Here is a 23,377-nt window from a genome sequence, read left to right as displayed (position 1 = left end):
TCAGGCTACCAGGTTGATGTCCAGCGGCATGGAAGCGACTGGCGGCCGCCCGGCACCGAGCGGATCCAGCAACTGCGCCGATGCGCTGGTCAGCTGTGTCTGCAGCGCTGCGAGGCGGGTTTGCGCATTCTCCATGTCGGCAATGCGCTCCTCCAGCTCCGTGGCAGCGCCGCTGATGCGGTCCACCGCTTCCAGGCGGCGCGTGTAACTGCGTTTACGTTCGCGCAATTGTGCATCGACCGGCGCAGTCAGTGATTTGCTCCACATCTCCACATCGTTCGATGCCGCTTCGAATACCGTGCGCAGACGCAGCGCCAGCGCCTTGATCAGGCGCTGCGAAAAATCGGCGCTGCTGAGCTTGAGAGCGCTGCTCAACCCAAGGTACTGGGTGTAGCTGCCCTCGATGCCGCGCAAGTCGTCCCTGAACTCGGACAGCACCAGCTGCGGCGGCGTCTGCAGGGAGAAACCGAACTCCGCATTGAGCTCCTTGAACGAGGCACTCATCATGGTCTGGATTTCATCGGCCTGGACCTGCACCCTGGCCGCCACGGCATGCAGACGCCCGAAGGTCTGCTCATAGACATTGCGCAGGCCCAGTTTGAGCCCGCGCTGATCCAGGGTCTCTTTGAGCTCCGACAGCTCGGCCTTCAACGTGGTCGAACTCAACAGCTGGAAAAGCTCCTTGAGCATGCGCATATGGATGTTGCGCATGGCCTGGATACGGCTGGCACTCTGGTCGAACTCCCTGTGCTCGGCCTCGATGCGGGAGCGCATGCTGGCGATCACCGTCGCATTCTTGCCGCGCAGACCGCAAAGTTCGGCCAGCTGATCATCGAGATCGCCGCGGCGCATATTGATGACGCGCTCCACCTGCGACTGCAGCTGCTGCACATTGGTGCGCATGGCGGTCTGCAGCACTTTCTGGCGCTGCCCCATGATGCCGTTGGCCAGCAGGTCCTCGAAGGCGGGCAGGCCGCTGGCCTGAAGCAGGCTGTCGTTGTGCCCCACCTTGGCCACCAGCCCCTTCTGTGCCGAGACGGGCAGCACGCGCTCCAGCGCCACCCCCAGCAACTGGGCCGAGTCCTGCTGCTGGCGGCGCAGCTGAGCCTGCACCTGGGCACCGGAGCTCAGGCTGTCCCACAGCGTATCCACCTTGTTGAGCACCACCAGACGCGACGCAGCCAGCGCTTCGTCGTCCCCGACCTTGCCTGCTCCTGCCGGCAGCACATGGTCACGCCAGATGGCCAGATCGGACTTGGTCACGCCGGTATCGGCGCCCAGCACAAAGACCACGGCATGCGCCTGAGGTATCAGATTGACCGTCAGCTCCGGTTCGGCTCCCACGGCATTCAGCCCGGGGGTGTCGAGAATCACCAGCCCCTGCTTGAGCAGAGGGTGAGGCATATTGATCAGCGCATGACGCCACATGGGCACTTCGACCCAGCCGTCGGCATCGACCATGGGGTTGTCGGCAATCTCGTCGTCATGCCAGAAGCCCCAGGCCCTGGCCTGGTCGATGGAGACCTTGCGCACCTCGGCCACCTTGGCCAGGGTGTCCGCAATCTGCTGCGCATTGGCGGTATCCAGCGGGTGCTGCACCCAGGCATCGGCGCGCATGCGCCACTGGCCCAGGCTCTCCGGCGACTCTCTGGTATCGATGGGCAGCAGACGCAGGCAGGGCGGCAGCTCGGGCTCCCAGCCCAGCTCCGCCGGACACATGGTGGTGCGACCGGCACTGGCCGGCATCAGCCGGCGGCCGTAATGGGCGAAGAAGACGGCATTGATCAGCTCGGACTTGCCACGCGAGAACTCGGCCACAAAGGCCACCATGACCTTGTCCGAGCGCATCTGCTCTTCCAGCCTCTGCAAGCGCTCCTGTACCGAGGCGTCCAGCAAGTCCTGGGCAATCAACCATTCACGCAACTCCTGCAGCTGGGTGGCAAAGCCTCGTCGCCACGCGCCATACTGACCGAACTGCTCGTTGAATGAAGCTGACACATCTACCCCTCTTGTTTGTCTGAGTCGGCAGGCCAGACAAGGCTGGCCGCCTGATCAATATATAGCATTGCCCCTTGACGGCATCTACGGCTCTTCCAGAGTCCGGCCTGATATTTGTCACTGTGAAGTATCTGCACTCGGTGGCACGGAGCAGCGCCCGTCCCGATGCATTGACGACAGCTACGAAACATATCAGGCCTCGCCTGGAATTGTGACGTCAAAACAGGGTGTAACGCATACTCAAGCTAAGGTATTTGCTATCAAATTCAGAGAACTTTCGCGGCTTTCTGACAGCTGGAGCAGTAATAGGTACTGCGCTGCCCCTGGCGCATGAGCCGTATGGCTGCGCCGCAATGCGTGCAAGGCAGGCCATCGCGGCCATAGACCTGGGCCTGCAGCTGAAAATGCCCTTCCATGCCGTTGGCAGCGGAAAAGTCGCGCAAGGTGGTGCCGCCTTTTTCCACCGCCATGGCCAGCACGGCGCGAATGGCCTCATACAAAGCCGTGACCTTGCGCGCCCCCACATCGCGGGCCGGGGTTGCCGGGTGGATACGCGACAGAAACAGCACCTCGGAGGCATAGATATTGCCGACACCCACAACCACGCTGCCGCTGAGCAGCAACTGCTTGATGGGCGAACGGCTGGCGGCCAGCCCGGCCTTGAAGGCCGCCAGCGTGAACCCCTCGCTCAACGGCTCCATGCCGAGATGGTCAAGCAGCTTGCGCGCCAGGGCATCGCTCTCGCCCGTAACATAGACCACGGCACCGAAACGGCGCGGATCATGCAGGCGCAGCAAGCCACGCGATGTCTGCAGGTCGAAGTGATCATGCGGCCCACCCTCGCCCAGCGGCGCCTCGTCGCGGCCCGCGAAGCGCAGACTGCCCGACATGCCCAGGTGCATGAGCAGCAGGCCTTCGCTCAGGTCCAGCAGCAGATACTTGCCGCGTCTGCGCACCCCCAGCACCACCCTGCCGACCAGCGCCTGCGGCTGCAGGCCCAGAGGCCAGCGCAGGGGCTTTCCCAAGGTGGCGGCTTCAATCTGCGCGCCCGCAATACGGTCTGCAAAAGAGCGGCGCGTGACCTCGACTTCGGGTAACTCAGGCATGCAATCTCTTCTTCGCCAAGTGTTCAACAAGCTTGGATTATTATGGGCCGATGGTTCATCCTCTACGTTTTCAGGGACTCGCCGTGGCTGCCGTTGTGGCCATGGGATCGGCAATCGCATCCGCCCAGCCTGCCGACCCGCCGCCCCAGCAGGACAAGATCGAGCAAAGCACCGATCTCGAACGGGCCGCCGAGCGTGAGAATGAGCAAGCAGCCCTGTCTGCCGAGCTGTTCTACGAGATCCTGGTGGGGGAGATGGCCGCCCAGGAAGGCGCCCTCACGGACGCCCAGGCCCTGATGATGGAAGCGGCGCGCAGCAGCAACAACGAAAACCTCTATCGCCGCGCCACCGAGCTTGCCGTCCAGTCCCGCTCGGGTGACCGCGCCCTGCGCAATGCCCGCGCCTGGCTGGAGGCCTACCCCGAGTCACGCGCCGCCAATCGCGCCGTGCTGCGCATCCTGGTGGTGATGAACCGCATCGCAGACTCGGCCAGCTATCTGCGCCGCGAGGTCGAGCTGACCCCGCAAGCCAATCGCAGCGCCACTTTTCTGGCCATCACCCAGCTCTACAACAATGCCTCGGACAAGCCCCTGGCCGCCGATGTGGTCGAGCAGGCGCTGGAGATCGACCTCAAGGACCCGCAGAATGGCCCCATGGCCTGGGCGACCATAGGTCATATGCGCCTGATTGCCGGCCAGAAGCCTGCCGCACTGCAAGCCTTGCAGAACGGCGCCAAGCTGAGCCCGGAATCGGGCGCCATCGCCTTGCTGGCCATGGAGCTGCTGGAATCGGGCTCCGCCGAAGTGGAGCCGCTGGTCAAGCGCTATCTGGAAAAAAATCATTCGCCGCAGCTGCGCCTGACCTATACCCGCGTGCTGCTGGGACAAAAGCGCAATGCCGATGCCAAGAACCAGTTGCAGCTCATCACCCGCGAAGCGCCCGAATTCCCCGAAGCCTGGGCCATGCTCGCCAATCTGCAACTGCAGGACAACGAGCTGGATGCGGCCGACGTTTCCCTGACACAGTTCAGCTCCCTGCTGCCCAAACTGCCTGAAGGCGTGGGCCGCTCCGCCGGCGAATCCCAGCTCTATCTGCTCAGGGCCGATCTGGCAGAAAAACGCCAGCGCTACGATGAAGCCGACATCTATCTGCAGCGCATCCCCGACTCCGCCAACCTGCTCAGCGTGCAGGCCCGCCGCGCCGATCTGCTGGCCCGCCAGGGCAAGGTGAAGGAAGCTCGCGCCCTGATCCAGGCCATTCCGGCCAACGGTCCCAACCAGAAGCGCCTCAAGCAGATTGCCGAGGTGCAGTTGCTGCGCGATGCCGGCCTGAACAAGGACGCCTATGCACTGCAGGCCCAGTTGCTGAGCCAGTTCCCCGATGATGTGGAACTGGCCTACGACACCGCCATGCTGGCAGAGAGAGCCGGCAATTTCAGCGAGATGGAGCGCCTGCTGCGCGACATCATCAAGCGCGCCCCCGACTTCAAGCATGCATACAACGCACTGGGCTACTCCTATGCAGATCGCAATATCAAGCTGGAAGAAGCCCAGACCCTGATACAGACGGCTCTGGACATGGAACCCGGCGACCCGTTCATCACCGACAGCCTGGGCTGGGTGAATTTCCGCCGAGGCAATCTGAACGAAGCCGAAAAGCTGCTGGAGCAGGCCTATGCCAAGCGCCAGGATGCAGAGATCGCCGCCCACCTGGGCGAAGTCCTGTGGGCCCTGGGCAAGCAGGACCGCGCCCAGCTCGTATGGCGCCAAGGCCTGAAGGCGGACAGCAGCAATGACACGCTGCTGGAAACACTCAAACGCCTCAAAGTGACGCCATGAAGCGCGGCCCGACCTTCTTGAAGATGCTTCCGGCCCTCGGGCTGGCCCTGGGAGCGGTCATGCTCGGCGGCTGCGCCCAGCCCGTGCGGCAGCTGCAGCTCGATGCGACGGCCAGCCACCACTGGTCCGGCCGCATGGCGCTACAGGTTCAGGATGCTCAGCAACAATCCTTCAGCGCCGGCTTCGAGTTGCAAGGTCAGCCCGAGAGCGGCACCTTGCTGGTCTTCAATCCTCTGGGCTCCATCATGGCCCGGCTCCAATGGACACGTGCCGGAGCCACCTTGCAGCAGGGCGATCAGATCACCCAGTCCGACTCCCTGCCCGAACTCATCAGCCGGATGACCGGCAGCGAAATCCCCGTTGCAGCGCTGTTCGACTGGCTGCAAGGCAGAAACACTGCCGTCAGCGGCTGGCAAACCGATCTTTCCCGCATCGGCGAGGGCCGCCTGCGCGCCGACCGCACCAGCCCGCCCCCCGAGGCTTCCTTGCGCATTGTTCTCGACCAGGGCGCCCGCTGACCCGCCAGCTGCCCGGCACCATCGCCGCACCGTTTTTCTGACTGACACATACACGCCATGCACTCGCTCTATGACGTGCCGGCCCCGGCCAAGCTCAACCTCTTCCTGCACATCACCGGCCGCAGGCCTGATGGCTATCACCTGCTGGAATCCGTCTTCATGCTCATCGACTGGCATGATGTGCTGCATTTCGAACGCACTGCCTGCGGTCAGGTCAGCCGCGAGGACCTCAACGGCATCACCCTGCCCGCCGATGACCTGATCACCCGCGCGGCCCGTGCCCTGCAGCAGGCCACAGGCTGCACCCAGGGCGTGCGCATAGGGATCGAAAAGCAGTTGCCGGCCCAGGCCGGCATGGGCGGCGGATCGTCCGATGCAGCCAGCACGCTGATGGCACTGAACCGCCTCTGGAATCTGAAGCTCTCGCGCCAGGAGCTGCAGCGCATTGGCCTGAAGCTCGGCGCCGACGTTCCCTTCTTTCTTTGCGGCCACTCGGCCTGGGTCAGCGGCATCGGCGAAGTCATCACCCCGCTGACAGACGGCGACGCCCTGCCGCAGCAGCAGTTTCTGGTGGTCAAACCCGAACAGGGCCTGGAGACCGCAAGGATTTTTTCCAGCGAGTCGCTTAAGCGCGATACAAAGCCTGCTAGAATCTTGGACTTCGCTGCGAATCACTTCGGTTTTGGCCGAAACGACTTGCAGCCCGTCGCTAAAGGTCTGCAGCCCGAAGTGAAGAAAGTCAGAGACTGGCTCGAATCACTGAAATTGCATGCTACAATGACGGGCTCAGGAAGTGCAGTATTTGCACCGATCACGCAAAATATTGATTTGAGCAGTGCTCCAAGCAGCTGGCAAATCAAGGTTTGCAAAAATCTGGAAAAACACCCACTTCACAGCTGGATTCCAGAGAACAAGTTATAAGGCTGTTTGTCTTCGACAAAAGGCCTGTGTAGGGGAGTCGCCAAGTTGGTTAAGGCACCGGATTTTGATTCCGGCATGCGAAGGTTCGAATCCTTCTTCCCCTGCCAAACATCTTCTTGCGTCATAGCAACCCACAGCACTGGGACGCACAATGCATTCACATCACTCTGATTTCATGGTCTTCACGGGCAATGCCAATCCTGGCATGGCCGAAGAGATTGTTAAGCACCTCGGCACCACCCTGGGTGCTGCCGACGTTGGCCGTTTCTCCGATGGGGAAGTCGCGGTCGAGATCAAGCAGAACGTTCGCGCCCGCGACGTTTTCGTGGTTCAGTCCACCTGCGCACCGACCAACGACAACCTGATGGAGTTGCTGGTCATGGTCGATGCCCTCAAGCGCGCATCGGCCGAGCGCATCTGCGCCGTGATCCCCTACTTCGGCTACGCCCGCCAGGATCGCCGCCCCCGCTCCAGCCGCGTGCCCATCACCGCCAAGGTGGTGGCCAATATGCTGCAGGCAGTTGGCGTCGAGCGCGTCCTGACCATGGACCTGCACGCCGACCAGATCCAGGGCTTCTTCGACATTCCCGTGGACAACATCTACGCCACCCCTGTGCTGCTGGGTGATCTGCGTCAGAAGAACTACGAAGACCTGATCGTCGTCTCCCCCGATGTTGGCGGTGTGGTGCGTGCTCGCGCCCTGGCCAAGGAACTGGGTTGCGATCTGGCCATCATCGACAAGCGCCGCCCCAAGGCGAACGTGTCCGAAGTCATGCACGTGATTGGCGATATCGACGGCCGCAACTGCGTGATCATGGACGACATGATCGACACCGCCGGCACGCTGGTGAAGGCTGCCGAAGTGCTCAAGCAGCGCGGCGCCAAGAACGTGTACGCCTACTGCTCGCACCCCATCTTCTCGGGCCCGGCCCTGGAACGCATCGGCAACGGCAGCGCTCTGGACGAAGTGGTTGTGACGAACACCATTCCTCTGAGCCCCGCAGCCCAGCAGTGCGGCAAGATTCGCCAGCTGTCCGTGGCGGGCCTGTTTGCCGAGACAATTCACCGCATTTCCACAGGTGATTCGGTGAGCAGTCTGTTTACCGCTTAAAATTTCTGGTTTTTCGGCCTCGAGCCCAAGCAAACCTCCTTCGGGAGGTTTGACCGTTTCGAGGCCACCGCAAGAATCCACGGCCTTGCTGCAAGGTGCAGATTCTTTTATCAATCGGGCGAGACTGGTCGCGGTCCGCCCATCTAGGAGTTAGTTATGCAATTCGTCGCTACTGAGCGCGCCAAGCAAGGTACGGGTGCGAGCCGCCGTCTGCGTCTGTCGGGCAAGACCCCCGGTATCGTCTACGGTGCTGGTGAAGCCCAACTGATCGAAATCGATCACAACGCCCTGTGGCACGCTGTGCACAAGGAAGCTTTCCACTCCAGCGTCCTGGACATGGAAGTCAACGGTCAAGTGACCAAGGTCGTGCTGCGCGACGTGCAGTTCCACCCCTACAAGAAGCTGGTGCAACACATCGACTTCCAGCGCGTGGACGGCAACACCAAGCTGCACATGAACGTGCCCCTGCACTTCGAAGGCGCTGCTGAATCCCCCGCCGTGAAGGTCGAGAACTGCACCGTGACTCCTCTGATGCACGAACTGCAAGTGATCTGCGAACCCGCAAACCTGCCCGAGTTCATCAAGGTGGACCTGAGCGCCCTGACTTCCAAGTCCGTGCTGGGCCTACAAGCTCTGAAGCTGCCCAACGGCGTGAAGGCTGTGGTGCGTGGCGCCAACAAGAACCCTTCGCTGATCTCCATCAAGCTGCCCGAAGTGGCTCCTGCCGAAGGCGCCGCACCTGCTCCCGCAGCGGCTCCCGCCAAGAAGGGCAAGAAGTAATTCTTGTGTCTTCGGTACAGCGCCTGCCGCTGTACTCCAAGAAAAGGCCCACCTCGGTGGGCTTTTTCTTTGGGCCACGCAGAACCAGCGTGCCAGCCCAGCTTTGCTAGCAAGAAGATAATCCAGCAATGATCAAACTGTTTGTCGGCCTCGGCAATCCTGGCCCTGAATATGAAGACACCCGGCACAATGCCGGCTTCTGGTGGATTGATGCGCTGGCGCGCGAGCTCAAGGTCAGTCTGGTTCCAGAACGCAGCTACTGGGAACTGATGGCCCGCACCAGCATCCACGGCCAGACCGTCTGGCTGCTGGAGCCGCAGACCTTCATGAATCTCTCGGGCAAGTCGGTAGGCGCGCTGGCGCGCTTCTTCAAGATCCAGCCCGAGGAAATCCTGGTCGTGCATGACGAGCTGGACTTCGAGCCCGGCGTGGTCAAGCTCAAGCTCGGCGGCAGCCATGGCGGCCACAACGGTTTGCGCGATATCCATGCCCAGCTGGGCTCGCCCAATTACTGGCGTCTGCGCGTGGGCATAGGCCACCCCGGCCACAAGGGCGAGGTCGCCAGCTGGGTGCTCAAGAAACCGGCCCCCGACCAGCTCAAGCTGATCGAAGACGCCATCGCACATTCGCTCAAGGCCTGGCCCGAGATGGTGGCAGGCCAGATGGACAAGGCCACTCTCGCCATCCACACCACCAAGGCGCCCCGCCCCAAGCCCGCACGCAAGCCGGCGCCCGATGCCGCCCAGCCTGCAGGTGGCGAAGCCTGAACCTGAGGCAGAATGAAAAATAGCTCCTGAATCAGGAGCTATTTACGCTTGATATACAAAGAATTCAGACTCAAAAAGCCTTAACTTTCTTTCTTGGCGTGCGTAAGCTGCTCATATTTTTTGAACAGCACTTCATGGCTTTCGATGTATTCGGGGTTCACCGGTATGCAGGCCACAGGACAGATCTGCACGCACTGCGGCTCGTCAAAATGGCCTACGCACTCGGTGCACTTGTGCGGGTCGATTTCGTAGAACTCCTCGCCCATGTAGATGGCATCGTTGGGGCACTCGGGCTCGCACACATCACAGTTGATGCATTCATCGGTAATCATCAATGCCATGTGCCAGCTCCTGTGCAGTTCTCGGTATCGGCCCACATTATCCCAAGCTCCCCAAGACATGGCTGCACCCGGGACAAAGCCTGCACCTCCAGGAAGCGGCACAATGGCCGCTATGCTGCGCAGCACGCACACGCCGCCTGCGCCCACTTCACGATGAAACAACGCCTCACGCCATGAGCATCTTCTTGCTCAAACGCCTGCTCACGCTGATTGCCACCTTGATCGGCGCCTCCATCGTGGTGTTTGCCGTGCTGGAAGTCCTGCCCGGCAATGCCGCCCAGATGCTCATGGGCCCCGATGCCGAGCCCGAGGCCGTGGCCGCCATGACGCAGCAGCTGGGCCTGGACCAACCCGCGCTGACGCGCTACTGGCAGTGGATCAGCGGCCTGCTGCAGGGCGATATGGGCAACAGCTATGCCTATGGCTCCGCCGTGACCGAGCTGGTCTGGGAGCGCCTTGCGGTGACCGTACCGCTGGCCGTCATGGCCATGTGCATCACCGCCGTGCTGGCCATTGCGGCGGGCGTGCTGGCCGCAGCCAACCACAAGCGCTGGGGCGATGTGGGCCTGATGGGCCTGGCCCAGATCGGCATTGCGATTCCCAATTTCTGGTTTGCGATTCTTCTGATCCTGCTGTTTTCGGTCAAGCTGCAATGGTTCTCGGCCGGCGGCTTTCCGGGCTGGAGCGAGGAAGCCGGTGGCGGCCTGCTGCCCGCGCTGCAGGCACTGCTGCTGCCTGCCGTGTCGCTGGCCGTGGTGCAGTCGGCCATCCTGGCGCGCATCACGCGCTCTGCGGTGCTGGAAGTGCTGCGCGAGGACTTTGTGCGCACCGCCCGCGCCAAGGGACTGTCACGCGGCGCGGCGCTCTGGCGCCATGTGCTGCGCAACGCCATGATTCCCGTCGTCACCGTCATGGGCCTGCAGTTCGCCAATCTGCTGGCCGGCACCATCGTGGTGGAGAACGTGTTCTATCTGCCGGGCCTGGGCCGGCTGATCTTTCAATCCATCTCCAACCGGGACGTGATCGTGGTGCGCAACTGCGTGCTGCTGCTGGCGGCCATGGTGGTGGTGGTGAATTTTGTCGTCGATGTGCTCTATGCCGCCATCGACCCCCGCCTCAAAGCCAGCGACCTATGAGCAGGCAGACCGATACCCGCGTTCGCGTGCCCGACTACCCGACACGCGCCTTCTCGCGCACAAAGCCGCTCGGCCTTGGCCAGCGCGCCAGGCAGCACCGCAGCTTTGTGCTCGGAGCCCTGCTCACGACCTTGCTGATTGCCGCCGCACTGCTGTCTTTTGTCTGGACGCCGGGCTCGGCCTACGAGATGGACATGGATGCCGCCCTGCAGGCCAGCAGCAGCCGGCACTGGCTGGGCACCGACGCCTTCGGGCGCGACCTGGCCTCGCAGATTCTGGTCGGCGCGCGCGCCTCGATTGCAGTGGGCCTGATTGCCGTGGGCATAGGACTGGCGCTGGGCGTGCTGCTGGGCCTGGTCGCCGCCGCCCGCCGCGGCTGGATCGAGGAAATCATCATGCGGCTGGCGGACTTCACCTTTGCCTTCCCCGCCCTGCTGTCCGCCATCATGCTCACGGCCGTCTACGGGCCGGGCATGGTCAATGCCATCATCGCCATCGGCATCTTCAACATCCCCACGTTTGCGCGCATCACCCGCGCCTCGGCCAATGCCGTCTGGTCGCGCGACTATGTGATGGCGGCACGCGCCTGCGGGCAAAGCCGCACGGCCATCACCGTGCGCCATGTGCTGCCCAATATTGCCTCGGTACTGATCGTGCAGGCCACCATTCAGTTCGCACTGGCGATTCTGGCCGAGGCCGCCCTGTCCTATCTGGGCCTGGGCACGCAGCCGCCCGAGCCCTCCTGGGGGCGCATGCTCAGCGAAGCCCAGACCCTGATGTTCCAGGCACCGCTGCTGGCCGTCTGGCCCGGCGTGGCGATAGCGCTGTCGGTACTGGGCCTGAACCTGCTGGGCGACGGTCTGCGCGACCTGCTGGACCCCCGACTGACACGCGAGCGCTGAATCAACATGGCTTTGCTTGAAGTCTCCAACCTCAGCATCAATCTGCAAACCCATCGTGGCCGTGCCCAGGCCGTGCGCGATGTGAGCTTCACGCTGGAGCGCGGTGCCACGCTGGGCCTGATCGGCGAATCGGGCTGTGGCAAATCGCTGACGGCACTGGCGCTGCTGGGCCTGCTGCCCGAACATGCCCAGGTGGACGGCAGCATCCAGCTGGACGGCCAGGAGCTGCTGGGCCTGGGCGAGCGCCAGCTGTGTGCGCTGCGCGGCAACCGCATGGCCATGGTGTTTCAGGAACCCATGAGCGCCCTCAACCCCGTGCACGGCATCGGCCGCCAGGTGGCAGAGCCACTGCGCCTGCATCTGGGAATGAGCCGCGCCCAGGCCCGCGCCCGCGCCACCGAGCTGCTGGAGCGTGTGGGCATTGCACAAGCCGCACAGAGGCTGGACGACTACCCGCACCAGTTCTCCGGCGGCCAGCGCCAGCGGATCATGATTGCCATGGCTCTGGCCTGCGGACCCGATCTGCTGGTGGCCGACGAGCCCACCACGGCCCTGGATGTGACGGTGCAGCAGCGCATTCTGGATCTGCTGCAGGAGCTGGTGGCCGAGCATTCCATGGCGCTGGTGCTCATCAGCCATGACCTGGGGGTGATTGCCCAGAATGTGGAGCAGCTGCTGGTCATGTATGGCGGCACCGTGGTTGAGTCCGGCATGACGGAAGCCGTGTTCGCCAGGCGCGCCCACCCCTATACGCGCGGCCTGTTTGCAGCCCGACCGCAACTCCAGGCAGCGCCCGCTGCGGGCCATCTGCCCACCATCGCAGGCGCCGTGCCGGAGCTCGTGGACCTGCCCGCAGGCTGCCCGTTTGCAGGCCGCTGCCCCCACACCCGGGACGACTGCTATGTGCAGCCCCCACCGGCCCGCACCCTGCACCAGCCCAGCATGGCGGCACCGGCCTCTCTGGCCTTCTGGCGCCAGCCCCATGTGGCGCGCTGCCTGTATGAGCAGGTACTGACGCAAGGAGCCAAGGCATGAACGGGCCGGCCGCTACCGGGGTGACAGGAGTCGCCAGCGAAATGCTGTTGAGGGCCAGCGGCCTGAAACGAGCCTATTCGCGCCCTCGCACATCGCTGTGGCACAAGCCCGAGCCGCTGCAGGCGCTGCGCGGCGTGAGCTTTGAATTGCCCGCGGGACAGAGCCTGGGCGTGGTCGGCGAATCAGGCTCGGGCAAATCCACGCTGGCGCGCCTGGTCATGGCACTGGATCGCCCCAGCGAGGGCACGGTGGAGCTGCTGGGCCGCAATCTGCATCAGCTTGGCGAACAGGCGCTGCGCGCGGCGCGGCGCGACTTCCAGATGGTGTTTCAGGACCCCTATGGGTCGCTGGACCCACGCATGACGGTGGAGCGCATCGTCAGCGAGCCGCTGGCAACCCTGAACGAGAAACCCGGCCGCGAGGCGCGGCGTCTCCAGGTACTGGAGGTGCTGGAACAGGTAGGTCTGCGCGCGCAGGATGCCGACAAATATCCGCACGAGTTCTCCGGCGGCCAGCGTCAGCGCATCGCGATTGCCCGCGCACTGATCACCCGGCCCCGCCTGATCGTGGCAGACGAGCCGGTCAGTGCGCTCGATGTCTCCGTGCAGGCCCAGGTGCTCAATCTCATGCAGGACTTGCAGCGCGAGCTGAGCCTGTCCTATCTGTTCATCAGCCATGATCTGGCCGTGGTCCAGCATGTATGCGATCAGGTTCTGGTGCTCCATCAGGGCCTGGTGGTGGAGCGCGGTACGCCGCGCCAGCTGTTTTCCACCCCAGCTCACCCGTATACCCAGGCCCTGGTCCGGGCCGCGCCGCGAGTCCTCTGAAGTCGTATGGCGAACAGTTGTTCACACTCCCGGCAGCGATATACCGGCAGCCCCCGCAAAGACGGTTGCGGCTGGTGTAAAAACGCATGGGAAACAAGTCCGCTCCCCGCGATGACTTGCAGCGCTTTTGCGGGCCGCTTGCGGCCTGCCCCATCGGAGACTTTGTTGATGCTCAATCGCCGCTCCTTGCTGGCCAGCTCGGCTGCCAGCTTGCCCTTGTTCGCCACCTGGCCAGCTCTCGCCCAGGCCAGGAAAGACAGTGTCACGCTGGCCATGACCCTGGAGCCGCCAGGACTCGACCCCACGGCCGGAGCCGCCTCCTCGATTGCTGAAGTCGTGCTCTACAACGTGTTCGAAACCCTGACCAAAATCAATGCCGACGGCAGCGTCTCGCCACTGCTGGCCGAGAGCTGGGAGGTCTCGTCCGACCTCAAGACCTATACCTTTCGCCTGCGCAAGGATGTGAAGTTCCAGAACGGCGAGCCCTTCAACGCTGCCGCCGTCAAGTTCTCGTTCGACCGCGCGGCCTCCGACAAAAGCACCAACAAGGACAAGCGCACCTTTGCCAATCTGAGCACCAAGGTCGCCGACGAGCACACGGTGGTGCTGACCAGCCAGGAGATCGATCCCGACTTTCTGTTCATGATGGGACAGGCCACGTCCATCATCGTCGAGCCCAAGAGCGCCGCCACCAACGCCAGCAAGCCCGTGGGCACCGGCCCCTACCAGTTGGCGGCCTGGGCCAGGGGTTCATCGGTCACGCTGAGCGCCTGGCCCGGCTACCGTTCGGCCACGGGCATTCGCATCAAGCGCGCCGTGTTCCGCTTCATTCCCGACCCCGCGGCACAGGTTGCCGCCCTGCTGGCCGGCGATGTCGATGCCTTCCCGCGCGTCTCGCCGCGCAGCGTGCCTCAGTTCAAGGCCAATGCCCGCTTTCAGGTGGTGGTGAGCAACTCGCGCGCCAAGACCATTCTGGCCATCAACAATGCACGCAAGCCCTTGAACGACATCCGCGTGCGCCGCGCCATTGCCGCCGCCATCGACCGCAAGGCCGTGATTGCCGGCGCCGCCGACGGCTATGGCGTGCCCATCGGCAGCTACTACGTGCCCACGGCCTTTGGCTATGTGGACACCACGGGCGTGAACCCTTTCGATCTGGAAAAAGCCAAGGCACTGATGGCCGAAGCCGGCATCAAGACGCCGCTGACGCTGACCATGACGCTGCCGCCCGCGCCCTATGCGCGTCAGGGCGGCGAGCTGGTTGCGGCCCAGCTGGCCAAGATCGGCATCCAGCTCAAGCTGCAGAACGTGGAGTGGGCGCAATGGCTGTCTGGCACCTACACCAACAAGAACTACGACCTGACCATCATTTCGCATGTCGAGCCGTTTGATCTGGGCAACTTCGCCAAGCCCGACTACTACTGGGGCTACCAGTCCAAGGAGTTCAACGAGCTGTTCGACAAGATCAAGAGCACACCGCGCCCTGCCGATCGCGCACGCCTGCTAGGCGATGCCCAGCGCCTGCTGGCCCACGACTCGGTGCACGGCTTTCTCTACACCCCGCAATGGGTGACCGTGGCGAACCAGAAGCTGCGCGGGCTGTGGAAGGACATGCCGGTGTTTGTGAACGATCTCTCGGCGCTGTCCTGGGGCTAGCACCGGCCTGCCCGCAGGAGCCCTGGTTCAGAACGACCACTGCTGCAGCAGCAGCGCGCGCACCTGCCCCAGCAGTTCCGGCTCCTCGCCTTTCGCCGGCAGCAAACCAAACCAGACCCGGGGCAGGCCGGGCAGGTTCAGTCCCGCGGGAACCTGTACCACACCCTCTGCCTGCGCCGAGACATTGATGCAGGCCACCCCCAGGCCTGCAGCGATGGCCGATTGCAGGCCTGCAACGCCCGAGGCCTGATGCGCGATCTCATATGCAATGGCCCGCTTTTCCAGCTCCCGGATTGCCAGCTGATGCAAGGCGCAACTCTGCGGCAGCACCAGCAGCGGCAGCGGCAGCGGCCCTGCCTGCTGCCAGCCCGGCGCACTGGCCCACACCAGCGCCTCGCTGGAGCCCATGGGCTGCAGCTGCGTCTGTGCGCTGTCCAGCGACATCACCAGGCCGAGATCGCTACTGCCTGAAGACACGGCTGCGTGCACCTCGACGCTGCGCAACACGCTCACCTCCATGCGCACGCCAGGATGGATATGCGCCAGCTGCTTCAGCATCCGGGCCAGCAGGCCGGGCTTGAAGTAGTCCGTCACCGCCAGGCGGATCCGTCCGCGCAGGGACTCACCACGCAAGTCCAGGAGCGCCTCGTCGGCCATGGCCGTGATGCGGCGGGCATGCTCGAGCAACTGCAGACCGCCGGCCGTCGGCGTCACACCGGCCTTGCCGCGCAGCAGCAGCTGCTGACCCACACAGTCCTCCAGTTTCTTGATCTGTTCGCTGACCGCAGACTGAGAGAGAAACAATCGGGGTGCAGCCGCCGTCAGGCTGCCGGCCTCGCTCACCGCAATCAGGGTTCTCAACTGGGAAATTTCGAGAGAGGCCATGTTTTATCCATCGGAAAAACCGGATACATCGATCATATCTTTGCGTTTTTCAAATGGATAGAGAGTCCACAGAATGAGGCTGTCTTCACCAACCCATTCAGGGACAATGCCATGCCACATATCGACATCCAGCTATCGGGACAAGCCGATGCCCAGCTCAGCCGCGAAGTCAGCTCGCAGATTGCGCGCCTGACCCGGGACATCCTGCACAAGCAGCCCGAGCTCATCGCCATTTCCATTCGGTATGTTCCTTCCGATGCATGGTGGATCGACGGCCGGACCCTGGCCGAAACCGGCCATAGCTCGTTCTACCTGGACATCAGCATCACCGACGAAACCAATACCAAGGCGGAAAAAGCGCTCTATCTGGAGGCCGTTCACCAGACCATGGCGGGCTTGCTACCCAGGCTGCACGAGGTCTCCTATGTGCATCTGATCGATGCACGTGCCGCGGCCTATGGATACGGAGGAAAAACGCAGGAGTTTCGCCACCAGCATCGCTAGGCCCTGTCCCTCGCTACCTCTGCACCATCACCAGGCGCAGCGCCAGCGCACCGAAGACGGTGGCGGCAATGCGGTTGAGCCAGCACTGGGCGCGGGCGGAGCGCTGCAGCAGCTGACCGAACAGACCCGAAAAGCAGGCGATGGAGCCGAACACCAGCCAGGCCGCCAGCATGAACACGCAACCCAGCACCATGACCTGAAGCGCGACGCTGCCGCGTGCCGGGTCGGTGAACTGGGGCAGGAAGGCCAGAAAGAAGATCAGCACCTTGGGATTGGTGAGGTTCATGACCACACCGCGGCCCATCCAGCGCATGGCGGCTCTCAAGCCCAACACATCGCGCTCGGTCTGCGCCCTGGCAGTTTCCTCGACATGCACGGGCGCACGCCAGGCCCCCCAGGCCAGATAGGCCAGATAGGCAGCACCGCAGAGCTTGAGCACCGTGAACAGCATGGGCGATGCGGCCACCACGGCCGCCAGGCCCAGTGCCACCGCCGCCGTGTGCCCGACAATGCCCAGACACAGCCCCGCCACCACGCACAGCCCCACGCGCCAGCCGCGCTGGGCCGACTGCACCAGCACAAACAGATTGTCGGGGCCGGGGCTCAGGCCCAGCAGCAGGGCCACGCCAAAGAATGTGATCAGGACTTCCCAGGTCGGCATTGTCAGGTCTCTTCAAAAAAACAGCGGCTTGCGATCCATAGTCAAAGGCTGCAGGCCGATTCGATACATCCGCCCATTTCAACCCAGCCCCAGAGCGGTCACGCCCAGAGCGATCATGATGGCGCCGGCGATGCGCAAGGCCCGGTCGCCCTCGCCCAGCAGCCTGCCGCCGATCAGGGCCGCGAACAGCATGGACACCTCGCGCGCAGGCGCGACATGGGAGATGGGCGCGCTTTGCACCGCATACAGCACCAGCACATAGGCAATGGGACTGAAAAACGCCACCACGGCCGCATAGCGCCACTGCAGACGCCACAGGCGCTTGGTCTCGGGCCAGTCCCGGGCGGCCAGCGGCGCCAGAATCACCAGCCGGATCAGATTGCCCATATAGTCCAACAGAATCGGCGACATCATCAGCATCTTGACGGCATAGCTGTCCACCACCGTGTAGCTGGCAATGAACAGCCCCGTCAGCAGGCCGTAGTAGAGACCGGACAGCACGCGCTGGCGCGCCTCCAGATCCTGCCCCTCGCGGATGGCAACAATCATGCGCGGGCCGCCCGCGATCAGAAACACGCCCAGCACCACGCCCGCAATGCCGGCAGCACCCAGCGTGGAGATCTGCTCGCCGAGAAAGATCACGGCCACCAGCGAGGAGATCAGCGGCCCGCTGCCGCGCGCCAGCGGATAGACCACCGTCAGGTCGGCCACGCGATAGCCGCGCAGCAGCACTATGAAATAAGCCACATGCAGCACGGCGCTGGCGGTGACGAATGCCCACTCCATCCAGCCCCAGCCAGGCACCACATCCTTGCCCAGCCACCAGCCCAGCGGCAGCCAGATGACGGCGTTGCAGATGGCGGTGTAGAGCGAAAAGCGGGCGTCTCCGCCGGCCTTCTTGGCCACGATGTTCCAGCCCGAATGAATCAGGCCGGCCAGGATGATGAGAGTGAACGCTTGCAGGGACATGGGAGCCGGAAATGCAAAAGGCCGCGCGATGCGCAGCCTTTTGAAAAGAAAAATTCAGTCGCTCATCTGGCCAGGTATGGCCAGTGCGTGATGTGACTGGCGCATCACATGCGAGGGGCGCCAAGCAAGGGCTGACCCGCAGCAAAGGCGTCGTCCCCCCCTGGGGGAAGGCGCGAAGCGCCACAGGGGGATCATTTATTTTCGGGCTGCTATGAGCGAGAGGAATTCGCGGCGCAGTTCGGAGTTGGTGAGGAAGGCACCGCGCATGACGGAGTTCAGCATCTTGGAGTCCATCTCGCGCACGCCGCGCCAGGACATGCAGAAATGCGAGGCTTCCATGACCACGGCCAGTCCGTCGGGACGGGTCTTGTCCATGATCAGATCGGCCAGCTGGATGATGGCTTCTTCCTGAATCTGCGGACGGCCCATGATCCAGTCCACCAGACGCGCGTACTTGGACAGGCCGATCACATTGGTGTTCTTGTTGGGCAGCACGCCGATCCAGATCTTGCCGATCACGGGGCACAGGTGGTGGCTGCAGGCACTGCGCACGGTGATCGGGCCGACGATCATCAGCTCGTTCAGGTGCTCGGCATTGGGGAATTCGGTGATCGCAGGCTGGGCCACATAGCGCCCGCGGAAGACCTCGTTCAAATACATCTTGGCCACGCGGCGGGCCGTGGCACGGGTGTTGTGGTCGTGCACGGTGTCGATCACCATGGAGTCGAGCACGCCCTGCATCTTCTCCTGCACCTCGTCCAGCATTTTCTCCAGCTCGCCGGGCTCGATGAATTCGGAAATATTGTCGTTGGCGTGGAAACGCTTGTTCGCCGCCTGCAGCCGCTCGCGGATCTTGACCGAGACGGGCGTGCCTTCGGCCTGGTTGTCTTTTTTCATATCGGCGAGATCTCTGAACATCCAAGGATGGTACCAGTGAATCAACGTCCCGAAGCTACAAAGGATTTGGCATCCAGAGGCAGATTCGGAAGGCGTCGAAAGCTATTGTTTCAGTAGCAATCACTCAATCAGCCTGCACCCGGAGCCAGAGATGGCGAGAAAGGCGCAGGGCCGGGCTCAGGGCTGCTACAGCTTGAACTCCGCGATCAGCGGCAGATGATCCGACATGCGCCACCAGATGCGCCCCTTGGGCACCTGCAGCCCCAGCGGCGTCAGGCCGCGCACATAGATATGGTCCAGCTGCGCAATCGGCAGCCGCGAGGGATAGGTCAGAATGCCCTGCGTCTCCTCGTACTCGAACAGGCCGAAGCCCGCCAGCATGCGCTTGATCTGGTTGCCCCAGTCGTTGAAGTCGCCCGCCACCACCAGCGGCGCATTGGGCGGCACCTCGCGCTCGATGAAACGCTGCAGCAGTGCAATCTGGCGAATGCGGCTGCCCGGAATCAGGCCCAGGTGCACGACGATGGAGTGCACGCGCTTGCCATGGATGTCCAGCTCCACATGCAGCAGGCCGCGCTGCTCGAAGCGATGGTCCGAGATGTCCTCGTGCTGGTAGCCGATCACGGGCCAGCGGCTGAGCAGCGCATTGCCGTGCTCGCCGTCCCGGGTGTAGGCATTAGTCAGATAGACGGACTCGTAGCCTTCGGGCGCCAGGTACTCGGCCTGGGGCACATTGGGCCAGCGGTCGAAATACTGCTCCTCCTTGCGGTTCATCTTGCGCACTTCCTGCAGGCAGACGATGTCCGCATCGAGCTGCTCCACCGCGAGTCCCAGATTGTGAATCTCCAGGCGCCTGGCAGGGCCCAGGCCCTGCACACCCTTGTGAATGTTGTAGGTGGCCACGCGCAGGATCTGCGGCTCTGGCGGTGTAGACAACTGAACTTCAGACATAGGCACTGATGGTTTCAAGGCTGCTGCCTGCACCGGCGTTCGGCCAGCGCCGGCTCGAAGCGCGGCAACAGCAAAATAGCTTCTGCGTTGGAAGAAGAAAAGCAGCGCTGGGCTGCCTCACGCCAATCATGCCAATCATGTGCGGTGTGCTCCCTGGGATTCAAGTGCACGGTCAGGTGAGATGGCACACGGAGGCCGAAGACACGCTCCTGGTTATGACTGACACCCGGCGCGTAACGATGCAGCCATTGAGGATAGATGGCGTAGACGTTCTCGAGTTCCCAGTCGGTCAGGCAACAGTCCGGCGCCAGCGCGTCGATGCCGGTTTCCTCCAGCACCTCGCGCACCGCGGTTTCATGCCATTCCTCGTCCAGGCTGTCCTTGCTGCCTGTGACGGATTGCCAGAAAGGCTCGCCCTCGGGCGCCGCAATGCTGCGACGCAGCAGCAACACCTTCCCGTCTTCACGGTAGATCACGACCAGCACGGACTGCGGAATCTTGTAGGGCCTGACTTCCATCGCAGCATATTAGCGCGGCCAGGATGACAGCAGGCTGAGTCGCCCTGCTGCTTGATAGCCATCAATATTCATAGTTTCAACCGCTTGCCATTCATTGAATTCAGAACAATAACCGTCTGAATTCCAAGATTGACAGGCGCAAGCAGCTCCCAATTTCAAAGCAATAAAAAAGCGCCAGCCGCTTTCGCGAACTGGCGCCCGGGTGTGAACAGCGACCGGCGCTGTTCACGGGGAGCTTGGCAATCAAGCCTCGGTGGTGACCACCATGGGGTTGCGCAGCTTGATGTGCAGCTCGCGCAGCTGCTTCTCGTCCACGGGCGAGGGAGCCTGGGTCAGCAGATCCTGGGCGCGCTGTGTCTTGGGGAAGGCAATCACGTCACGGATGGAGTCGGAGCCGGTCATCAGCGTGATCAGACGATCCAGGCCGAAGGCCAGGCCGCCATGGGGAGGCGCACCGTACTGCAGCGCGTCCAGCAGATAGCCGAACTTGGCGCGCTGCTGCTCGGGCGTGATGTTCAGGGCTTCGAAAACCTTGGCCTGCACGTCGGCGCGGTGGATACGCACCGAGCCGCCACCCAGTTCCCAGCCGTTCAAGACCATGTCGTAGGCCTTGGCTATGCACTTGCCGGGATCGGTGTCCATCAGGTCTTCGTGACCGTCCTTGGGCGAGGTGAAGGGGTGGTGCACGGCCACCCAGCGGCCGGATTCCTCGTCATGCTCGAACATGGGGAAGTCCACCACCCACAGAGGCGCCCACTTGTCTTCGAACAGGCCGCTCTTCTTGCCGAATTCGCTGTGGCCGACCTTCAGGCGCAGGGCACCGATGGAGTCGTTGACGATCTTTTCCTTGTCGGCGCCGAAGAAGATGAGGTCGCCATCCTGGGCGCCGGTGCGCTTGAGGATTTCGGTCAAGGCAGCATCATGCAGGTTCTTGACGATGGGCGACTGCAGGCCTTCGCGGCCCTTGGCCACTTCGTTGACCTTGATCCAGGCCAGGCCCTTGGCACCGTAGATCTTGACGAACTCGGTGTAGCCGTCGATCTCGCCACGCGAGATGGCAGCGCCGCCGGGCACGCGCAGGGCCACGACACGGCCGCCCTTGGTGGTGGCGGGGGTGGAGAAGACCTTGAAGTCCACGTCGCCCATGATGTCGGTCAGTTCGGTGAACTCGAGCTTGACGCGCAGGTCGGGCTTGTCCGAACCGAAGCGGAAGGCCGCATCCTGGTAGGTCATGATGGGGAACTCGCCCAGATCCACGTTCAGCTGGGTCTGGAACACTTCCTTGATCATGCGCTGGAAGATGGCACGGATTTCCTCTTCGTTCAGGAACGAAGTTTCGCAGTCGATCTGCGTGAATTCGGGCTGGCGGTCAGCACGCAGGTCTTCGTCGCGGAAGCACTTGGTGATCTGGTAGTAGCGGTCGAAACCCGAGACCATCAGCATCTGCTTGTACAGCTGGGGCGACTGGGGCAGCGCGAAGAACTCGCCATCATGCACACGCGAGGGCACGAGATAGTCGCGGGCGCCTTCGGGCGTGGACTTGCCCAGCATGGGAGTCTCGATGTCGATGAAGCCTTCCTTGTCGAGGAAGTTGCGCACCTGGATGGCGGTCTTGTAGCGCAGCATCATATTGCGCTGCATCACGGGACGGCGCAGATCCATCACGCGATTCGTGAGGCGCACGGTTTCCGACAGATTGTCGTCGTCCAGCTGGAAAGGAGGCGTGACGGACGCATTGAGGACGTTCAGCTCATGGCACAGCACTTCGATCTGGCCGCTCTTGAGCTTGTCGTTGGTAGTGCCGGCGGGACGCGCACGCACCACACCCTTGACCTGCACGCAGAACTCGTTGCGCACGTCTTCGGCCACCTTGAACATCTCGGCGCGGTCGGGATCGCAGACCACCTGCACATAGCCTTCGCGGTCGCGCAGGTCGATGAAGATCACGCCACCATGGTCACGGCGGCGATTCACCCAGCCGCACAGGGTCACGGTTTCGCCCATTTGGGCTTCGGTCACCAGACCGCAGTATTGAGAACGCATTGCCATGAAAATTCTTCCTGCACCTTAGGGGTGCGACAAGGTTGTTTGTTTGGATTCTTCGATCAGTGCGAGGTCTGGCGGAGCCACCACGCCCATCGAAACAATGTATTTGAGCGCCGCATCCACACTCATTTCCAGCTCGATGCATTCGCTCTTGCGCACCAGCACGAAATAACCCCCTGTGGGGTTGGGCGTGGTGGGCACAAAGACGCTCACATATTCGTCGCGCAACAGGGCAGCCACCTCACCGCTGGGCTGGCCTGTGACGAAAGCCACGGTCCATACGCCCTCGCGCGGCCACTGCACCAGCACTGCCGTGCGAAAAGCGTTGCCGCTGTCGGAGAACACGGTGTCCGAGACCTGCTTGACGCTGGAATAGATGGAGCGCACCACCGGAATGCGGCGCACCAGCGCATCACCCCAACCCACCAGCTTGCGGCCGATGAAATTGCTGGCAATACCGCCCACGAGCAGCAGAATCAGCAAGGTCAGAATAACGCCAAAGCCCGGAATATGCATGCCCAGCAATCTGTCGGGCTGCCAGGCCTCGGGAAGAATGGCCAGCGTCTGATCCAGCGTTCCGATGATCCAGTTGAGCACGCCAAGCGTGATCACCAGGGGAACGATGACCAGCAAACCGGCAATCAGCCACTTGCGCAATGCAGACATAGTGTGGGTAAGCCTCAGGAATTGGCAGGGGCAGGGGCAGGAGCTGCAGCTGCTGCAGGTGCAGCGGCACTGTCACTGGATGAAGAGGTGCTTGCAGCCGGCTTGCTGCCGCTGTTCTTGAAGTCCGTGGCATACCAGCCAGAACCCTTGAGCTGAAAGCCCGGAGCGGTGAGCTGCTTGGAAAAGGCCTCGGCCCCGCAAGCTGGGCACACGGTCAGCGGCGCGTCCGAGATTTTCTGCAGCACATCCTTGGCGTGGCCGCAGGAACCACACTTGTATGCATAGATAGGCATAGCGCTAAAAACGGGGGAAGTGCAAAAACCCTCAATTATAGGCGCCGCCCC

24 protein-coding genes and 1 tRNA gene are annotated in these 23,377 nt (G+C 62.9%); 13 read left to right on the top strand and 12 right to left on the bottom strand.

All coding sequences use genetic code 11. The features are described 5' to 3' along the window. Positions 1-1,998: a dynamin family protein gene (locus tag O987_RS04375; RefSeq protein WP_043370955.1), complete on the bottom strand. Its 1,998-nt coding sequence runs from the start codon at positions 1,996-1,998 to the stop codon at positions 1-3. Between the two features lie 266 nt (positions 1,999-2,264). Beyond that, complete coding sequence (mutM, locus tag O987_RS04370; protein WP_043370953.1) at positions 2,265-3,104, bottom strand: bifunctional DNA-formamidopyrimidine glycosylase/DNA-(apurinic or apyrimidinic site) lyase; 840 nt, start codon at positions 3,102-3,104, stop codon at positions 2,265-2,267. Between the two features lie 50 nt (positions 3,105-3,154). Here mutM and O987_RS04365 point away from each other — a divergent pair, with 50 nt between their 5' ends. The 7 genes from O987_RS04365 to pth all read left to right on the top strand — a co-directional run bounded on the left by O987_RS04365 (position 3,155) and on the right by pth (position 9,039). Continuing rightward, entirely contained in the window at positions 3,155-4,942 is a 1,788-nt protein-coding gene (locus O987_RS04365) for a tetratricopeptide repeat protein (RefSeq protein ID WP_003058445.1), read from the top strand. After that, complete coding sequence (locus O987_RS04360; RefSeq protein WP_003058447.1) at positions 4,939-5,460, top strand: lipoprotein insertase outer membrane protein LolB; 522 nt, start codon at positions 4,939-4,941, stop codon at positions 5,458-5,460. Before O987_RS04365 ends, O987_RS04360 begins: the two co-directional genes overlap by 4 nt. Before the next feature lie 57 nt (positions 5,461-5,517). After that, positions 5,518-6,381, top strand: a complete 864-nt coding sequence (gene ispE / locus O987_RS04355) for a 4-(cytidine 5'-diphospho)-2-C-methyl-D-erythritol kinase (protein ID WP_043370952.1) — start codon at positions 5,518-5,520, stop codon at positions 6,379-6,381. Positions 6,382-6,411: 30 nt separating this feature from the next. Next, a tRNA-Gln gene (locus O987_RS04350) sits at positions 6,412-6,488 on the top strand. 44 nt (positions 6,489-6,532) lie between these two features. Further along, positions 6,533-7,492, top strand: coding sequence for a ribose-phosphate pyrophosphokinase (locus O987_RS04345; protein ID WP_003058452.1), 960 nt, complete (start codon positions 6,533-6,535; stop codon positions 7,490-7,492). 156 nt (positions 7,493-7,648) lie between these two features. Continuing rightward, positions 7,649-8,272 (top strand): 50S ribosomal protein L25/general stress protein Ctc, encoded by a 624-nt coding sequence (locus O987_RS04340; RefSeq protein ID WP_003058454.1) that lies wholly within the window; start codon positions 7,649-7,651, stop codon positions 8,270-8,272. Positions 8,273-8,400: 128 nt separating this feature from the next. Continuing rightward, positions 8,401-9,039 carry an aminoacyl-tRNA hydrolase gene (pth, locus tag O987_RS04335; protein ID WP_043370950.1) on the top strand — a complete coding sequence of 213 codons (639 nt, stop codon included), beginning with the start codon at positions 8,401-8,403 and terminating at the stop codon, positions 9,037-9,039. Positions 9,040-9,119: 80 nt separating this feature from the next. Here pth and O987_RS04330 read toward each other — a convergent pair whose 3' ends face one another. Then, a complete protein-coding gene (locus O987_RS04330) occupies positions 9,120-9,380 on the bottom strand; it encodes a YfhL family 4Fe-4S dicluster ferredoxin (protein WP_003058457.1) in 261 nt (86 codons plus the stop codon). A gap of 173 nt (positions 9,381-9,553) precedes the next feature. Between O987_RS04330 and O987_RS04325 the strand changes: the two genes are divergently transcribed. The 5 genes from O987_RS04325 (at position 9,554) to O987_RS04305 (ending at position 14,936) form a co-directional block, all read left to right on the top strand. Continuing rightward, entirely contained in the window at positions 9,554-10,516 is a 963-nt protein-coding gene (locus O987_RS04325; protein WP_003058458.1) for an ABC transporter permease, read from the top strand. Next, positions 10,513-11,418, top strand: a complete 906-nt coding sequence (locus O987_RS04320; RefSeq protein WP_003058459.1) for an ABC transporter permease — start codon at positions 10,513-10,515, stop codon at positions 11,416-11,418. The genes O987_RS04325 and O987_RS04320 overlap by 4 nt, the downstream gene beginning before the upstream one ends. A gap of 6 nt (positions 11,419-11,424) precedes the next feature. Further along, positions 11,425-12,453: an ABC transporter ATP-binding protein gene (locus O987_RS04315; protein ID WP_043370949.1), complete on the top strand. Its 1,029-nt coding sequence runs from the start codon at positions 11,425-11,427 to the stop codon at positions 12,451-12,453. Beyond that, a complete protein-coding gene (locus O987_RS04310) occupies positions 12,450-13,280 on the top strand; it encodes an ATP-binding cassette domain-containing protein (protein WP_043370947.1) in 831 nt (276 codons plus the stop codon). The genes O987_RS04315 and O987_RS04310 overlap by 4 nt, the downstream gene beginning before the upstream one ends. A 168-nt stretch (positions 13,281-13,448) precedes the next feature. After that, positions 13,449-14,936 carry an ABC transporter substrate-binding protein gene (locus O987_RS04305; protein ID WP_003058462.1) on the top strand — a complete coding sequence of 496 codons (1,488 nt, stop codon included), beginning with the start codon at positions 13,449-13,451 and terminating at the stop codon, positions 14,934-14,936. 27 nt (positions 14,937-14,963) lie between these two features. Here the strand turns inward: O987_RS04305 and O987_RS04300 are convergent, their stop codons facing one another. After that, positions 14,964-15,821 (bottom strand): LysR family transcriptional regulator, encoded by an 858-nt coding sequence (locus O987_RS04300; RefSeq protein ID WP_043370945.1) that lies wholly within the window; start codon positions 15,819-15,821, stop codon positions 14,964-14,966. A 111-nt stretch (positions 15,822-15,932) separates the two neighbouring features. Here O987_RS04300 and O987_RS04295 point away from each other — a divergent pair, with 111 nt between their 5' ends. Beyond that, positions 15,933-16,325, top strand: coding sequence for a tautomerase family protein (locus O987_RS04295; protein WP_043370944.1), 393 nt, complete (start codon positions 15,933-15,935; stop codon positions 16,323-16,325). 13 nt (positions 16,326-16,338) lie between these two features. Here O987_RS04295 and O987_RS04290 read toward each other — a convergent pair whose 3' ends face one another. The 8 genes from O987_RS04290 to O987_RS04255 all read right to left on the bottom strand — a co-directional run bounded on the left by O987_RS04290 (position 16,339) and on the right by O987_RS04255 (position 23,326). Continuing rightward, the gene (locus O987_RS04290) at positions 16,339-16,986 is read right to left on the bottom strand and encodes a LysE family translocator (RefSeq protein WP_043370943.1); all 648 of its coding nucleotides are present in this window, start codon (positions 16,984-16,986) and stop codon (positions 16,339-16,341) included. A gap of 78 nt (positions 16,987-17,064) precedes the next feature. Next, positions 17,065-17,955, bottom strand: coding sequence for a DMT family transporter (locus O987_RS04285; protein WP_043370942.1), 891 nt, complete (start codon positions 17,953-17,955; stop codon positions 17,065-17,067). A 195-nt stretch (positions 17,956-18,150) separates the two neighbouring features. Continuing rightward, positions 18,151-18,873, bottom strand: coding sequence for a GTP cyclohydrolase I (gene folE / locus O987_RS04280; RefSeq protein WP_003058469.1), 723 nt, complete (start codon positions 18,871-18,873; stop codon positions 18,151-18,153). A gap of 165 nt (positions 18,874-19,038) precedes the next feature. After that, complete coding sequence (locus O987_RS04275) at positions 19,039-19,803, bottom strand: endonuclease/exonuclease/phosphatase family protein (protein ID WP_043370940.1); 765 nt, start codon at positions 19,801-19,803, stop codon at positions 19,039-19,041. 14 nt (positions 19,804-19,817) lie between these two features. After that, positions 19,818-20,321 carry a dihydroneopterin triphosphate diphosphatase gene (gene nudB / locus O987_RS04270; RefSeq protein ID WP_003058471.1) on the bottom strand — a complete coding sequence of 168 codons (504 nt, stop codon included), beginning with the start codon at positions 20,319-20,321 and terminating at the stop codon, positions 19,818-19,820. Positions 20,322-20,564: 243 nt separating this feature from the next. Next, entirely contained in the window at positions 20,565-22,370 is a 1,806-nt protein-coding gene (gene aspS, locus O987_RS04265; protein WP_003058472.1) for an aspartate--tRNA ligase, read from the bottom strand. An 18-nt stretch (positions 22,371-22,388) separates the two neighbouring features. Then, on the bottom strand, positions 22,389-23,033 hold the full coding sequence (locus tag O987_RS04260) for a DUF502 domain-containing protein (protein WP_003058473.1): 645 nt from the start codon (positions 23,031-23,033) through the stop codon (positions 22,389-22,391). A 14-nt stretch (positions 23,034-23,047) separates the two neighbouring features. Next, positions 23,048-23,326, bottom strand: coding sequence for an FmdB family zinc ribbon protein (locus tag O987_RS04255; RefSeq protein ID WP_043370938.1), 279 nt, complete (start codon positions 23,324-23,326; stop codon positions 23,048-23,050). Positions 23,327-23,377: the final 51 nt, after the last annotated feature.

The sequence above is a fragment of the Comamonas testosteroni TK102 genome (genome assembly GCF_000739375.1).
Classification (GTDB): domain Bacteria; phylum Pseudomonadota; class Gammaproteobacteria; order Burkholderiales; family Burkholderiaceae_C; genus Comamonas; species Comamonas brasiliensis.
Note: the sequence above shows the minus strand (reverse complement) of the source record. Positions and strands in the feature narration are given on the sequence as shown.